At 63.8% G+C, this 15204-nt stretch carries 15 protein-coding genes and 1 tRNA gene; all 16 read right to left on the bottom strand.

All coding sequences use genetic code 11. From position 1 onward, the window contains the following. Positions 1–10: 10 nt before the first annotated feature. Positions 11–1498: an NADH-quinone oxidoreductase subunit NuoN gene (nuoN, locus tag ABL840_RS13650; protein ID WP_093204828.1), complete on the bottom strand. Its 1488-nt coding sequence runs from the start codon at positions 1496–1498 to the stop codon at positions 11–13. A gap of 24 nt (positions 1499–1522) precedes the next feature. Beyond that, positions 1523–3001, bottom strand: a complete 1479-nt coding sequence (locus tag ABL840_RS13645) for an NADH-quinone oxidoreductase subunit M (protein ID WP_093204825.1) — start codon at positions 2999–3001, stop codon at positions 1523–1525. A gap of 24 nt (positions 3002–3025) precedes the next feature. Further along, positions 3026–5059 carry an NADH-quinone oxidoreductase subunit L gene (gene nuoL, locus ABL840_RS13640; RefSeq protein ID WP_093300645.1) on the bottom strand — a complete coding sequence of 678 codons (2034 nt, stop codon included), beginning with the start codon at positions 5057–5059 and terminating at the stop codon, positions 3026–3028. A 7-nt stretch (positions 5060–5066) separates the two neighbouring features. Next, positions 5067–5375 carry an NADH-quinone oxidoreductase subunit NuoK gene (gene nuoK, locus ABL840_RS13635; protein ID WP_093204819.1) on the bottom strand — a complete coding sequence of 103 codons (309 nt, stop codon included), beginning with the start codon at positions 5373–5375 and terminating at the stop codon, positions 5067–5069. Next, a complete protein-coding gene (locus ABL840_RS13630; protein ID WP_093204817.1) occupies positions 5372–6031 on the bottom strand; it encodes an NADH-quinone oxidoreductase subunit J in 660 nt (219 codons plus the stop codon). Before ABL840_RS13630 ends, nuoK begins: the two co-directional genes overlap by 4 nt. Positions 6032–6069: 38 nt before the next feature. Further along, entirely contained in the window at positions 6070–6591 is a 522-nt protein-coding gene (gene nuoI / locus ABL840_RS13625) for an NADH-quinone oxidoreductase subunit NuoI (RefSeq protein ID WP_019653385.1), read from the bottom strand. Between the two features lie 17 nt (positions 6592–6608). Continuing rightward, complete coding sequence (nuoH, locus tag ABL840_RS13620; protein WP_019653386.1) at positions 6609–7688, bottom strand: NADH-quinone oxidoreductase subunit NuoH; 1080 nt, start codon at positions 7686–7688, stop codon at positions 6609–6611. Further along, positions 7685–9856, bottom strand: a complete 2172-nt coding sequence (gene nuoG / locus ABL840_RS13615) for an NADH-quinone oxidoreductase subunit NuoG (protein WP_093300646.1) — start codon at positions 9854–9856, stop codon at positions 7685–7687. Before nuoG ends, nuoH begins: the two co-directional genes overlap by 4 nt. A 17-nt stretch (positions 9857–9873) precedes the next feature. After that, positions 9874–11214, bottom strand: a complete 1341-nt coding sequence (nuoF, locus tag ABL840_RS13610) for an NADH-quinone oxidoreductase subunit NuoF (protein WP_093204812.1) — start codon at positions 11212–11214, stop codon at positions 9874–9876. After that, positions 11214–11771, bottom strand: a complete 558-nt coding sequence (gene nuoE / locus ABL840_RS13605; RefSeq protein ID WP_176947429.1) for an NADH-quinone oxidoreductase subunit NuoE — start codon at positions 11769–11771, stop codon at positions 11214–11216. Before nuoE ends, nuoF begins: the two co-directional genes overlap by 1 nt. 10 nt (positions 11772–11781) lie before the next feature. Beyond that, positions 11782–13035 carry an NADH-quinone oxidoreductase subunit D gene (locus tag ABL840_RS13600; RefSeq protein WP_093204809.1) on the bottom strand — a complete coding sequence of 418 codons (1254 nt, stop codon included), beginning with the start codon at positions 13033–13035 and terminating at the stop codon, positions 11782–11784. 5 nt (positions 13036–13040) lie between these two features. Beyond that, positions 13041–13652, bottom strand: a complete 612-nt coding sequence (locus ABL840_RS13595) for an NADH-quinone oxidoreductase subunit C (RefSeq protein WP_093204806.1) — start codon at positions 13650–13652, stop codon at positions 13041–13043. 13 nt (positions 13653–13665) lie between these two features. Continuing rightward, positions 13666–14145, bottom strand: a complete 480-nt coding sequence (locus ABL840_RS13590; RefSeq protein ID WP_007837763.1) for a NuoB/complex I 20 kDa subunit family protein — start codon at positions 14143–14145, stop codon at positions 13666–13668. A 15-nt stretch (positions 14146–14160) separates the two neighbouring features. Further along, positions 14161–14520: an NADH-quinone oxidoreductase subunit A gene (locus tag ABL840_RS13585; protein ID WP_012748607.1), complete on the bottom strand. Its 360-nt coding sequence runs from the start codon at positions 14518–14520 to the stop codon at positions 14161–14163. A gap of 67 nt (positions 14521–14587) precedes the next feature. Then, positions 14588–14672: transfer RNA gene (locus tag ABL840_RS13580), tRNA-Leu, on the bottom strand. A 119-nt stretch (positions 14673–14791) separates the two neighbouring features. Further along, positions 14792–15193, bottom strand: a complete 402-nt coding sequence (gene secG, locus ABL840_RS13575; protein ID WP_093204804.1) for a preprotein translocase subunit SecG — start codon at positions 15191–15193, stop codon at positions 14792–14794. Positions 15194–15204: the final 11 nt, after the last annotated feature.

The raw sequence follows: 15204 nt of genomic DNA, 5'->3' as shown, positions 1-15204 counted from the left end.
GCCGGCCGCGTCAGTGGGCCAGGGTTGCCACGATCGCGTCGTAGCACAGCGTCATCAGGCCGCCGGGCACGATGCCCAGGATCAGGATCAGCGCGCCATTGATCGTGAGCACGGTACGCACGTCGCGCGGCGCCGACACGGTGGTGGCCGTGACGGGTGCGTCGAAGTACATGACCTTGACCACGCGCAGGTAGTAGAACGCGCCGATCAGCGACATCATCACCGCGAACACGGCCAGGCCGATGTAGATGGCATGGCCCGAGGCGATCAGCGCCTGCAGCACGGCCAGCTTCGCGTAGAAGCCGACGAGCGGCGGCAGACCGGCCAGCGAGAACATCGCGATCGACATCACGCCGGCGTACAGCGGGCTGCGCTGGTTCAGGCCGGCCAGGTCGGTGATCTCTTCGCTCTCGAAGCCTTCGCGCGCCAGCAGCAGGATGATGCCGAAGCTCGCCAGCGTCGTCAGCACGTAGGTCACGATGTAGAACATCGCGGCACTGTAGGCGTACTGGGCGTTGTAGGTGCCCTGCTGGTCCGAGCCGGCGACCAGGCCGAGGAGCATGAAGCCCATCTGCGAGATCGTCGAGTAGGCCAGCATGCGCTTCAGGTTGCTCTGCGCGATGGCGGCCAGGTTGCCGACCAGCAGCGAGGCGATGGCCAGCACGGCGAGCATCTGCTGCCAGTCGATGGCCAGCGGCTGCAGTGCATCGACCAGCAGGCGGATGATGATCGCGAAGGCGGCCAGTTCGGGCGCCGCGCCGATCAGCAGCGTGACCGCCGTCGGTGCGCCCTGGTAGACGTCGGGCACCCACATGTGGAACGGAGCGGCACCCACCTTGAAGGCCAGGCCGGCAACGATGAACACGAGGCCGAACACCAGCACCTGGTGATTCACCTTGCCGCTCGCGATGGTCTTGAACACTTCGTTCACGTCGAGCGAGCCGGTCGCGCCGTACATCATCGACAGGCCATACAGCAGGAAGCCGCTGGCCATGGCGCCGAGCACGAAGTACTTCATGGCCGCTTCGCTGGCCACCGCGTTGTCGCGGCGCAGCGCCACCAGCGCGTAGCTCGACAGCGTCAGCAGTTCGAGGCCCAGGTAGATCAGCAGGAAGTTGCTGCCCGAGATCATCACGAACATGCCCAGCAGCGCGAACATGCTGATGGTGAACAGTTCGCCGCCGCGCAGCATCTCGCGGTCGGCCGCGTAGGGACGACCGTAGACCAGCGTGACCATCAGGGCGACGGTGGCGAAGCACTTGAGCCAGTTGCCCATCGGGTCGCTGACGACCATGCCGCCGAAGCCGTAGATGGTCTTGGCTTCCGCGGCCTGCAGGCCCGACAGCACGGCGACCACGGCCAGCGTGAGCAGCGTGAGCACATAGGTGCGGGTACGGCGGGCGCTCGTGTCCGACAGGTCGACCAGCGCAATGATGCAGGCCATGACCAGCAACACGATTTCGGGGTAGATCGTGACCCAGCTGAGTTTGTCAATCATCTCGTTCTCTTCTTCAGCGTGGCATCAGGAAGGCAGCTTCGAAACTGCCACGTGGCGCAGGAGCTCGGTCACGGAAGCGTCCATCGCGTCGGTGAACGGCTTCGGGAACAGGCCCATCCACAGCACGGCGATGGCCAGCAGTGCCAGCATCAGGAATTCGCGCGAATTGATGTCGCTGAGTTCCTTCACGTGGTCGTTGCCGACCGGGCCCAGATACACGCGCTTGTACATCCACAGGGTATAGGCGGCGCCGAAGATCAGCGCGGTCGCTGCACCGAGGCCGATCCAGAAATTGGCCTTCACGGCACCCAGGATCACCATCCACTCGCCCACGAAACCGGCGGTGCCCGGCAGGCCGCAGTTGGCCATGGCGAACAGCAGCGCGAACGCGGCGAACTTGGGCATGGTGTTCACCACGCCGCCGTAGTCGGCGATCTGGCGCGAGTGCACGCGGTCGTACAGCACGCCGATGCCCAGGAACATGGCGCCCGACACGAAGCCGTGCGCAATCATCTGCACGATGCCGCCGGACACGCCGAGCTCGTTGAAGATGAAGAAGCCGAGCGTCACGAAGCCCATGTGGGCGACCGACGAGTAAGCCACCAGCTTCTTCATGTCCTGCTGCACCAGCGCCACCAGGCCGACGTAGATCACGGCGATCAGCGACAGCGCGATCATGAGCCAGGCCCATTCGTGCGAGGCGTCGGGTGCGATCGGCATCGAGAAGCGCAGGAAGCCGTAGGCGCCCAGCTTCAGCATGATCGCGGCCAGCACGGCGGAACCGCCCGTGGGCGCCTCGACGTGCACGTCGGGCAGCCAGGTGTGCACCGGCCACATCGGCACCTTCACCGCGAAGGCCGCGAAGAAGGCGAAGAACAGGAAGGTCTGCGCGGTCGAACCCAGCGGCAGCTTGTGCCACGACAGGATGTCGAAGCTGCCGCCCGACTTGTTGTACAGGTAGATCAGCGCCACCAGCATCAGCAGCGAGCCGAGCAAGGTGTAGAGGAAGAACTTGAAGGCCGCGTAGATCTTGTTCGGGCCGCCCCAGATACCGATGATCAGGTACATCGGGATCAGCGTGGCTTCGAAGAACACGTAGAACAGCACGCCGTCGAGCGCGGCGAACACGCCGATCATGAAGCCCGACAGGATCAGGAACGCGCCCATGTACTGGTTCACGCGCTCGGTGATCACTTCCCAGGCCGAGATCACCACGATGACCGTGATGAACGACGTCAGCAGCACCAGCCAGAGCGACAGGCCGTCGATCCCGAGGTGGTAGTTGACGTTGAAGCGCGAGATCCAGCCCGTCTTCTCGACGAACTGCATCGCGGCGGTGCCGTTCTGGAAGCGCGTGAACAGCGGCACCGTGACCAGGAAGCTCACGATGGCACCGACGAGCGCGACCCAGCGCACGCCCTTGGCGTGCTCGTCACGGCCAAACGCCAGCAGCACGGCGCCGAATGCGATCGGCACCCAGATGGCAAGGCTCAACAAACCCATTTTTCTTTTTCTCCAGCGCTAGGCTCAGCGTTTGAACCAGACGAAGTACGTCATCAGGATGAAGATGCCGAGCAGCATCGCGAAGGCGTAGTGGTAGATGTAGCCCGACTGCATCCAGCGCACCACGCCGGAGATACGACCCACCACCTTCCAGGAACCGTTCACCACGGCGCCGTCGATCAGGGCCTGGTCGCCGCCCTTCCACAGGCCGGTGCCCAGGGCACGCGTGGCGCGGGCGATGACGTTCTCGTTGAACCAGTCCATGTAGTACTTGTTCTCGAGCAGGCGGTAGATCGGGCCGAAGGCACGCTTGATCGCCGCCGGCAGCGCCGGGTTGATCATGTACATGTACCAGGACAGGACCACGCCAGCCAGCGCGAGCCAGAACGGAGCCGTCTGCAAGCCGTGGATGGCCATGGCCACCGGTCCGTGGAAGGCTTCTTCCAGCTCCTTCATGGCGTGGTGCTTCGCACCGTCCACGAAGATCGCGTTCTTGAAGAACTCGCCGAACAGCATCGGCTCGATCGTCATGAAGCCGATCACCACCGAGGGAATGGCCAGCAGCACCAGCGGCAGCCAGACGACCCAGGGCGACTCGTGCGGCTTGTGGTCGTGGTGACCATGGCCGTGATCGTCGTGACCGTGATGGTCGTCATGGTGCGCGTCGGGGTTCTGGTCGTAGCGTTCCTTGCCATGGAAGACCAGGAAGTACATGCGGAACGAATAGAACGCAGTGATGAACACGCCGGCCAGCACCGCGTAGTAGGCGAAGTTCGCGCCCCACAGGTGGCTCTCGTGCACCGCCTCGATGATGCTGTCCTTCGAGTAGAAGCCGGCGAAGAACGGCGTGCCGATCAGCGCGAGCGAACCCAGCAGCGAGGTGATCCAGGTGATCGGCATGTACTTGCGCACGCCACCCATCCAGCGGATGTCCTGGTTGTGATGCATGCCGATGATGACCGAGCCGGCACCGAGGAACAGCAGCGCCTTGAAGAACGCGTGCGTCATCAGGTGGAACACCGCGACCGAGTAGGCCGAGGCGCCCAGCGCCACAGTCATGTAGCCGAGCTGCGACAGCGTCGAGTACGCGACCACGCGCTTGATGTCGTTCTGGATGATGCCCAGGAAGCCCATGAACAGCGCGGTGATGGCACCGATCACGAGGATGAAGCTCAGGGCGGTGTCGCTCAGCTCGAACAGCGGCGACATGCGCGCCACCATGAAGATGCCGGCCGTCACCATCGTTGCTGCGTGGATCAGCGCCGAGATGGGGGTCGGGCCTTCCATCGAGTCGGGCAGCCACACGTGCAGCGGGAACTGGGCGCTCTTGCCCATCGCGCCGATGAACAGGCAGATGCAGATCACCGTGATGAGCATCCACTCGGTGCCCGGGAAGGTGATACCGGCCAGCGTGCCCGCCTTGGCGAATGCCTCGGTGTAGTTGAGCGTGCCGGCGTAGGCGGCGATCAGGCCGATGCCGAGGATGAAACCGAAGTCGCCCACGCGGTTGACCAGGAAGGCCTTCATGTTCGCGAAGATCGCGGTCGGCTTGTTGAACCAGAAGCCGATCAGCAGGTACGACACCAGGCCCACCGCTTCCCAGCCGAAGAACAGCTGGAGCATGTTGTTGCTCATGACGAGCATCAGCATCGAGAAGGTGAACAGCGAGATGTACGCGAAGAAACGGTTGTAGCCGTCGTCCTCTTCCATGTAGCCGATGGTGTAGATGTGGACCATCAGCGACACGAAGGTCACGACGCACATCATCATGGCTGTGAGGCCGTCGACCATGAAGCCGACTTCCATCTTCAGGCCGCCGACCACCATCCATTCGTAGATGGTCTCGTTGAAGCGGGCGCCGTCGGCGATCACGCTCTTGAGCGTCATCGCCGAGATGATGAAGGCGACCAGCACGCCGAGGATGGTCAGCGAGTGCGTGACCTTGCGGCCGATGTGATTGCCGCCGAACTTGGTGCCGAACACGCCGGCAAGGGCTGCGCCGACCAGGGGTGCCAGCGGCACGGCCAGCAGTGTGGATGCGGAAAGGGTTGCGCTCATGTTGCTGTCAACCCTTGAGCGAGTTGAGTTCGTCGACGTTGATGTTCGACCTGTTGCGGAACAGCAGGACCAGCAGTGCCAGCCCGATGGCCGACTCGGCCGCGGCCACCGTCAGGATGAAGAACACGAAGATCTGGCCGTGCATGTCGCCCAGGAAGTGCGAGAAGGCCACGAAGTTCATGTTGACGGCGAGAAGCATCAGCTCGATGGCCATCAGCAGGACGATCAGGTTCTTGCGGTTCAGGAAGATGCCGATCACGGACAGCGCGAAAAGCATCGCGCCGAGCGAAAGAAAGTGTCCGAGCGTGAGCGTCATGCCTTGTTTTCCTTTGCAGCGTCCGCAGCTGCTGCTTCAGCCGCAACGGGTTCGGCCGCACGCGTCGCCGGCATCTGCACGATGCGCACGCGGTCGCGGGCCTTCACGCGAACCTGGTCGGCCGGGTTGACGTACTTGCTGTCCTTGCGGGTGCGCAGCGTCAGGGCGATGGCGGCCACGATGGCCACGAGCAGGATGACCGCGGCGATTTCCAGCGGGTAGAGATATTCGGAGTAGAGCAGCTTGCCCAGTTCGAGCGTATTGGAAGTGTTGGCCGCCGCACCGGCAACGGCGCGCGGTGCCTCGCCCAGGCGGAAGCCGCCCATGAGCACGGCCGCCATCTCGAGCGCGATCAGCGCACCCACGCCCGCCGCCAGCGGGAAGTGCTTCCAGAAGCCCTCCCGCAAGCTGTCGACGTTTATGTCCAGCATCATCACCACGAACAGGAACAGCACCATCACGGCGCCCACATACACGAGCACGAGCGAGATCGCGAGGAACTCGGCGCGCAGCAGCAGCCAGATGGCCGATGCCTGGAAGAAGGCCAGAACCAGGTACAGCGCGGCGTACACGGGGTTGCGGGCGGTGATGACGCGGAATGCTGCGAACAGCAGCACCACGGCAAACAGATAGAACAGACCGGTCTTGACGTCCATTGGAATTCGAATTGGTACGGGTTTCGGGCTGAACCGGGTCAGCGGTACTTGGCGTCGGCCGCCTTGTTCGCTGCGATTTCCTTCTCGTAGCGGTCGCCAACGGCCAGCAGCATGTCCTTGGTGAAGTACAGGTCGCCGCGCTTTTCGCCGTGGTACTCGAAGATGTGCGTCTCGACGATCGAGTCGACCGGGCAGCTTTCTTCGCAGAAGCCGCAGAAGATGCACTTGGTCAGGTCGATGTCGTAGCGCGTCGTGCGGCGCGAGCCGTCGTCGCGCACGTCCGATTCGATGGTGATGGCCAGCGCCGGGCAGACGGCCTCGCAGAGCTTGCAGGCGATGCAGCGTTCTTCGCCGTTCTCATAGCGGCGCAGAGCGTGCAGGCCGCGGAAGCGCGGCGACAGCGGCGTCTTCTCTTCGGGGAACTGCACCGTGATCTTGCGGGCGAAGGCGTACTTGCCGGTGATGGCCAGGCCCTTGAACAGCTCGAACAGCATGAAGCTGCTCAGGAAGTCCTTGAGCGAGAAAGGCGCAGATGGTGTTGCGGTGTGCGCGGCAGACATGATGTTGGCGCTCCCTGTTATTTCCAGATGTTGAACGGCGTCTGCATCCAGCCACCGACCACGACCAGCCACACGAGCGTGACGGGAATGAAGATCTTCCAGCCCAGACGCATGATCTGGTCATAGCGGAAGCGCGGGAACGTCGAACGCACCCACAGGAACATGGTGACCACGCAGAAGGTCTTGAGGCCCAGCCAGATCCAGCCCGGGATGAAGCTCAGGAACTCGAACGGCGGCAGCCATCCGCCAAGGAACAGCACCACGGTCAGGATCGAGACGAGCCACATGTTGGCGTACTCGGCCAGGAAGAACATCGCGAAGCTCATGCCCGAGTACTCGATCATGTGGCCGGCCACGATTTCGGATTCGCCTTCCACCACGTCGAAGGGGTGGCGGTTGGTTTCGGCAAGGCCCGAAATGAAGTAGACGACGAAGATCGGCAGCAGCGGCAGCCAGTTCCACGACAGGAAGCCGACGCCCATGTTGGCGAACATGCCCTTGCCCTGCACGTTGACGATTTCCGTCATGTTCAGGCTGCCGGTGACCATCAGCACCACGACGAAGCAGAAGCCCATCGCGATTTCGTAGCTCACCATCTGTGCCGAGGCGCGCAGCGCGCCCAGGAAGGCGTACTTCGAGTTCGATGCCCAGCCGGCGATGATCACGCCGTACACCTCGAGCGAGGTGATGGCCATCACGAACAGCAGGCCGGCGTTGATGTTCGCCAGCGCCACATCGGGACCGAAGGGAATCACGGCCCACGCGGCCAGCGCCGGCATGATGGTCATGATCGGGCCGAGCAGGAACAGGCCCTTGTTGGCGACCGTCGGAAGAATGATTTCCTTGGTCATCAGCTTGAGCGCGTCGGCGATCGGCTGGAGCAGGCCAAGCGGTCCGATGCGGTTCGGGCCGATGCGGATCTGCGTGAAGCCGATGGCCTTGCGCTCCCACAGCGTGAGGTACGCCACGGCCAGCATCAGCGGAATGACGACGACGATGATCTTGATCAGCGTCCAGACCACCGGCCAGACCACGCCGGTCCACCAGCCTGCGGCAACCAGCCCTTGGCCGAAGCCATGAATGGTGTCGACGATCATGCCAGTGCCTCCTCGGCACGAGCCGACACGTTCGAACCGGCCGATGCGTTGCGTGCGTCGGCGGTCAGTTGCAGCGACGGTGCGCGACGCACGATCGAATCCAGTTGGTAGATGCTCGCGACCACGGGTGCGGCAACCGCGCCGTTCGAAGCGGCGGCATTCGCGGACGTGGCATTGCTCAGCGCATTCGCCGGCACCGCGCCCTTGTCACCCACGGTGGCCAGCACTTCGGCGGTCGATTCGAACGCGAAGCCGGGCAGGCCCAGCAGGTTGGCCAGCACGCGCAGCACCTTCCAGGCCGGACGCGTTTCGCCCTGCGGCTTCACGACGGCGTGGAAACCTTGCAGGCGGCCTTCGGCATTGACGAAGGTGCCAGGGGTTTCGGTGAACGGTGCGATCGGCAGCAGCACGTCGCTGAATTCGAGGTTGGCCTTGAAGGGGCTCAGCGTGACGACCATCTGCGCATTGCCGATGACATCGGCGGCGGCAGTACCTGCGGCCGAGTCGAACACCGGCTCGGTGTTCAGCAGCAGCACGGCCTTCAGGCCGGAGCCGGCGGCGAGCATGCGGCCGGCATCGAGGCCGCCGTTCTTCGGGAATGCGCCGACGATCTGCGCGCCCACGGTGTTGGCGGCTTCGGTCAGGTAGCCGACGGTGGCGCCGGTCTGCGCGCCGATCCAGTTGGCCAGCGCCAGCAGGCTGCTCGCCTGGGCGTGGTGCGCGGCGGCGTTGCCGAGCAGGATGGCCTTGCGCTCGCCGCTCAGCAGCGAGGCGGCGATCGCCTTCGCGGTGGCATCAGGTGCGTTCTTCGGTGCCAGCGGCGCAGCTGCACCGTTGGTCTCGCCGATGGCGGCGGCCACTGCTGCGAGTGCTTCGACCCACTGGCCGGCTTCGACGATGGACGACTGCGCCACGTTGATGGCCCAGGCGTCGCGGTCGGCCATCAGGCTTGCCGACGTGATCACCGACAGCGCGGCGCCCTTGCGCACGGCCTGGCGGATGCGTTGCGCGAACAGCGGGTGTTCCTTGCGCAGGTTCGAGCCCACGACCAGCGCGCGCTGCACTTGCGTGAGCGAGGCGATCGAGGTGCCGAGCCAGCGCACGCCTTCGAAGGCCGAGAATTCGGCGTTGCGCAGGCGGTAGTCGATGTTGTCGCTGCCGAGCTCACGCGTGAGCATGGTGGCGAGCTGCAGCTCTTCGAGCGTGCTGTGCGGGCTGACCAGCGTACCGATGCTCTGCGCGCCGTGATCGGCCTTGATCTGCTTCAGGCCATTGGCGACGTACTCGAGCGCCGTCTGCCAGTCGACCTGCTGCCACTGGCCGCCCTGCTTCAGCATGGGCTGCGTCAGGCGTTCCGGGCCGTTGAGGGCTTCGTACGAGAAGCGGTCGCGGTCGGCGATCCAGCATTCGTTGACGTCTTCGTTCTCGAGCGGCACCACGCGCATCACGCGGTTGTTCTTGACCTGGACGATCAGGTTGGCGCCGGTCGAATCGTGCGGGCTCACCGACTTGCGGCGCGACAGTTCCCAGGTGCGGGCACTGTAGCGGAAGGGCTTGCTCGTGAGCGCGCCGACCGGGCAGATGTCGATCATGTTGCCCGAGAGCTCGGAGTCGACCGAGTCGCCCACGAAGGTTTCGATTTCGGAGTGCTCGCCGCGGTTCGACATGCCGAGCTCCATCACGCCGGCCACTTCCTGGCCGAAGCGGACGCAGCGCGTGCAGTGGATGCAGCGGCTCATCTCTTCCATGCTGATCAACGGGCCGACGTCCTTGTGGAAGACGACGCGCTTTTCCTCTTCGTAGCGCGAAGAGGAACCGCCGTAGCCGACGGCCAGATCCTGCAGCTGGCATTCGCCGCCCTGGTCGCAGATCGGGCAATCCAGCGGGTGGTTGATCAGGAGGAACTCCATGACCGACTGCTGCGCCTTGATGGCCTTCTCGCTCTTGGTGCGGACGATCATGCCCTGCGTGACGGGCGTGGCGCAGGCCGGCATCGGCTTGGGCGCCTTTTCCACGTCCACGAGGCACATGCGGCAGTTGGCCGCGATGCTCAGTTTCTTGTGATAGCAGAAGTGCGGGATGTACGTGCCGGCCTTGTCGGCCGCATGCATGACCATGCTGCCTTCGGCGACTTCGACCTTCTTGCCGTCGAGTTCGATTTCAACCATATGTGTGTTTCTCGCGCTCAGGCCTTGACGGGCGCTTTCGGTACGTAGCCCGGGATCAGGGCCTCGAACTCGTGACGGAAATGCTTGATCATGGCGCGCACCGGCATCGCCGCCGCGTCGCCGAGGGCGCAGATCGTGCGACCCTGGATGTTGTCGGCCACCGAGTTCAGCAGGTCCATGTCGGACGCCCTGCCCTGCCCGTTGTGGATGCGGTCCACCACGCGGTAGAGCCAGCCCGTGCCTTCGCGGCAGGGCGTGCACTGGCCGCAGGACTCATGCATGTAGAAGTACGACAGGCGGCGCAGCGACTCGACCATCGAGCGGCTGTCGTCCATGACGATGACCGCGCCCGAGCCCAGCATCGAGCCGGCCTTGGAGATGGAGTCGTAGTCCATCGTGCAGTCCATCATGATCGACGCAGGCAGCACCGGGGCAGACGAACCACCGGGAATCACCGCCTTCAGCGTGCGGCCCTTGCGCACGCCACCGGCCAGCTCGAGGAGCTTGGAGAACGGGGTGCCCATCGGGACTTCGTAGTTGCCGGGCAGCTCGACGTCACCGCTCACCGAGTAGATCTTGGTGCCGCCGTTGTTCGGCTTGCCGCACTCAAGGTATGCCTGGCCACCGTTGCGGATGATCCAGGGCACCGCCGCGAAGGTCTCGGTGTTGTTGATGGTGGTCGGCTTGCCGTACAGGCCGAAGCTCGCCGGGAACGGCGGCTTGAAGCGCGGCTGGCCCTTCTTGCCTTCGAGCGATTCGAGCAGCGCGGTTTCCTCGCCGCAGATGTAGGCGCCGAAGCCATGAGCCGCGTGCAACTGGAAGTTGTACGTGCTGCCCATGATCTTGTCGCCGAGGTAGCCGGCGGCGCGCGCTTCTTCAAGCGCTTCCTCGAAGCGATCGTAGGTCTGGAAGATCTCGCCGTGGATGTAGTTGTAGCCCACGCTGATGCCCATCGCGTATGCGGCGATGGCCATGCCTTCGATCACGATGTGCGGGTTGAACTGCAGGATGTCGCGGTCCTTGCACGTACCCGGCTCGCCTTCGTCCGAATTGCAGACAAGGTACTTCTGGCCCGGGAACTGGCGAGGCATGAAGCTCCACTTCAGGCCCGTCGGGAAACCGGCGCCGCCGCGGCCGCGCAGGCCCGAGGCCTTGACTTCGGCAATCACCTGGTCGGGCGTGAGGCCCTCGGTGAGGATCTTGCGCAGGGCCTGGTAGCCGCCGCGCGCCTCGTAATCAGCCAGGCGCCAGTTGGTGCCATCGAGGCCCGCGTAGATCTGCGGCTCGATGTGGCGGTCGTGGAAACAGGTCTGGACACCCGTCGCCTGGAACTGCTGGAGCACTTGTTCGGGTGACATCAGGAAGCCTCCCCCTTGGTGGCCGGCGCGGCGTTGCGCAGGCCGTCGACCAGCTGGTCGAGCTTCTCGTTGCTCATGAAGCTGCACATCGTGCGGTCGTTGACCAGCATCACGGGCGAATCGGCGCAGGCGCCGAGGCATTCGCTCTGCTGCAGCGTGAACAGGCCGTCGGCCGTGGTCTCGCCCATCTTGATGCCGAGCTTCTTCTCGAGATGCACGAGGGCGGTGACTCCATCGCGCAGCTGGCAAGGCAGGTTGGTGCACACGTTGAGCTTGAACTTGCCCACCGGATGCTGGTTGTACATGTTGTAGAAGGTCGTCACCTCGTGCACGGCGATGGGCGCCATGCCGAGGTAGTCGGCGATCTCGCGCTCGCGCTGCAGGCTGACGTAGCCCTCGTCCTGCTGGACGATGGACAGGCAGGCCATCACGGCCGACTGCTTGCCCGCTTCGGGGTACTTCGCCACCTCGCGCGCAAAGCGCTCGAGGATCGCAGGCTCCAGAGGGGCAGAAGGCGCCGAGGGCGCCGTGTCATGGTGGTGGGTCGAGGAAGTCATTCGCTCTTTCTCACCTGTCGATCTCGCCGAACACGATGTCCATCGTGCCGATCACCGCGACAGCGTCGGCGATCATGTGACCGCGCGACATTTCGTCGAGGGCGGCGAGGTGCGGGAAACCAGGGGCGCGGATCTTCAAGCGGTACGGCTTGTTGGCGCCGTCGCTCACGAGATAGATGCCGAACTCGCCCTTCGGATGCTCGACGGCGGCATACGCCTCGCCTTCGGGCACATGGAAGCCTTCGGTGAAGAGCTTGAAATGGTGGATCAGCTCCTCCATGTTCGCCTTCATCGATTCGCGCGCAGGCGCGGCGACCTTGTGGTTGTCGGTGATGACAGGACCGGGGTTGGCGCGCAGCCAGGCCGAGCACTGCTGGATGATCCGGTTGGCCTGGCGCATCTCTTCGACGCGAACCAGGTAGCGGTCGTAGCAGTCGCCGGTCTTGCCGACGGGCACGTCGAACTGCATGCGGTCGTAGACGTCGTAGGGCTGCTTCTTGCGCAGGTCCCATTCGATGCCCGAGCCACGCAGCATGGGGCCGGTGAAGCCGAGGTTCAGCGCGCGCTCCGGCGAGACCACGCCGATGCCCACGGTGCGCTGCTTCCAGATGCGGTTGTCGGTGAGCAGCGTCTCGTACTCGTCGACCATCTTCGGGAAGCGCTTGCAGAAGTCGTCGACGAAGTCGAGCAGCGAGCCCTGGCGGTTCTCGTTGAGCTTCTCGATGGCCTTCGCGTTCTTGACCTTGCTGACCTTGTACTGCGGCATCGCATCCGGCAGGTCGCGGTACACGCCGCCCGGACGGAAGTACGCCGCGTGCATGCGCGCGCCGGAGACGGCCTCGTACATGTCGAACAGGTCTTCGCGCTCGCGGAAGCAGTAGATGAGCATGTTCATCGCACCGCAGTCCAGGCCGTGAGCACCGAGCCACAGCAGGTGATTCAGCAGGCGGGTGATCTCGGCGAACATCACGCGGATGTATTGCGCGCGCTCCGGCACCTCGAGGCCCAGCATCCGCTCGATGGCGAGGCAGTAGGCGTGCTCGTTGCTCATCATCGACACGTAGTCGAGACGGTCCATGTACGGCAGCGACTGGATGAAGGTGCGCGATTCGGCGAGCTTCTCGGTGGCGCGGTGCAGCAGGCCGATGTGGGGGTCGGCACGCTGGATCACTTCACCGTCCAGCTCGAGCACGAGGCGCAGCACGCCGTGCGCTGCCGGGTGCTGGGGACCGAAGTTGAGTGTGTAGTTCTTGATTTCGGCCATATCAGTCAGTGCAAACCGCCGCCGTAGTTGTCTTCGCGGATCACGCGCGGGGTGATTTCGCGCGGCTCGATGGAAACCGGCTGGTAGACCACGCGCTTCTGTTCTTCGTCGTAGCGCATCTCGACGTGACCCGACACCGGGAAGTCCTTGCGAAACGGATGGCCGATGAAGCCGTAGTCGGTCAGGATGCGGCGCAGGTCGTCATGACCTTCGAACACGATGCCGTAGAGGTCGAAGGCTTCGCGCTCGAACCAGGTGGCAGCATTCCAGACGGACTGCAGCGAGTCGACGACGGGGAAGTCATCGCTGTCCGCGAACACCTTGAGGCGCAGGCGCTGGTTGAGGCTCACAGACATCAGGTGGGAGACGACGCCGTAGCGCGCGCCCTGCCACTCGCCTTCGCGGTAGCTGGAGTAGTCCATGCCGCAGAGGTCGATCAGCTGCTCGAAGCGGCAGCCGGGCGCATCGCGCAGCAGCAAGGAGGCTTCGAGATAGTCGGCGGCGCCGACCACGACGGTCACTTCGCCGAGGGCAACGGTCACGCTCTTGGCCTTGGCGCCGAGAGTCTCGGCGACGGTGGCGCGCAGCACCTCCGGCGAAATTGCAAAGTCAGTCATCGTCGGCAATCCCTCAGGCGCGGGCAATGGTGTTGGTGCGGCGAATCTTCTGCTGCAACTGGATCACACCGTAGAGCAAGGCCTCGGCAGTGGGCGGGCAACCCGGAACATAGACGTCGACCGGCACGATGCGGTCGCAGCCGCGCACGACCGAATAGCTGTAGTGGTAGTAGCCACCGCCATTCGCGCACGAACCCATGGAGAGAACCCAGCGCGGCTCGGGCATCTGGTCGTAGACCTTGCGCAGAGCCGGAGCCATCTTGTTGCACAACGTGCCGGCCACGATCATCAGATCGGACTGGCGCGGGCTGGGGCGGAACAGCATGCCGAAGCGGTCGATGTCGTAGCGGGCGGCGCCCGCATGCATCATCTCCACCGCACAGCATGCAAGGCCGAAGGTCATCGGCCAGAGAGAACCAGTCTTCGCCCAGTTGACGACCGAATCGTAGGTCGTGGTGACGAAGCCTTCCTTGAGAACGCCTTCAATGGCCATCGTGTTTCTTCCTTGTCATTCCCAGTCGAGCGCACCCTTTTTCCACTCGTAGGCGAAGCCCACGACGAGGATGGCGAGAAAGATCATCATGGCCCAGAAGCCGACAGCACCAATCTCCTTGAGCGCAATGGCCCACGGAAAGAGAAAGGCAATCTCGAGATCGAACAGGATGAAGAGAATCGCAACGAGGTAATAGCGCACGTCGAACTTCATGCGCGCATCCTCGAAGGCTTCAAAGCCACACTCGTAGGGAGCGTTCTTTGCGGCGTCGGGCCTGTTGGGGCCGAGAATGTATCCGATGACCTGAGGGGCGACGCCTACGCCGACTCCGACCAGAATGAACAAAAGGACGGGGAGGTAGGAGTCGAGATTCATCGAGAGTTTTTCACCGCTTGCCACCGGCAGGAAGAACCTCTGGATGAGGTTTTCTGCCGATGAGATTTGGTGCGGTCGGCGAGACTCGAACTCGCACAGCTTTCGCCACTACCCCCTCAAGATAGCGTGTCTACCAATTTCACCACGACCGCGGTTTTTTCTGTTCGGATGGCATGAGGTACCTGCAAGAGGAATTTGGCTTTCCGAACAGATTTAGAGTTTACCCTGAAATGGAGCCATTTCTCACGGGCAACTCATGAAAACGAGTTGATTACTTGCTCGGAATCTGGCCCGCACCCGAAACAGGGGCTGCAGGAGCCGAAGCAGGAGCATTGGGAGCAGCAGCACCAGGAATTTCGTTGGCCGCACCGGAGGTCGGCGCAGCAGGCGCACCCACCGTTGCACGCTCCAGAAGACTGCCGCCGCCAGCGGGACGCGCGTGGCTGAAATAGGCAAGCAGCAGCGTGCATGCGAAGAACACGGCAGCGAGCACCGCCGTGGTGCGCGAGAGGAAGTTGGCACTGCCGCTGGCACCGAACAGGCTGCCCGCACTGCCGCTGCCGAAGGCCGCGCCCATGTCGGCGCCCTTGCCGTGCTGGATCAGGATCAGGCCGATCATTGCGAGGGCAGCCAGCATCTGCACGCCGACCAGAAGGTTGAGGACCAGGTTCATTCGTTCTTACT

This window comes from Variovorax sp. NFACC27, from assembly GCF_048301545.1.
Classification (GTDB): domain Bacteria; phylum Pseudomonadota; class Gammaproteobacteria; order Burkholderiales; family Burkholderiaceae_C; genus Variovorax; species Variovorax gossypii.
This window is presented reverse-complemented; position numbering and strand designations above follow the sequence as displayed.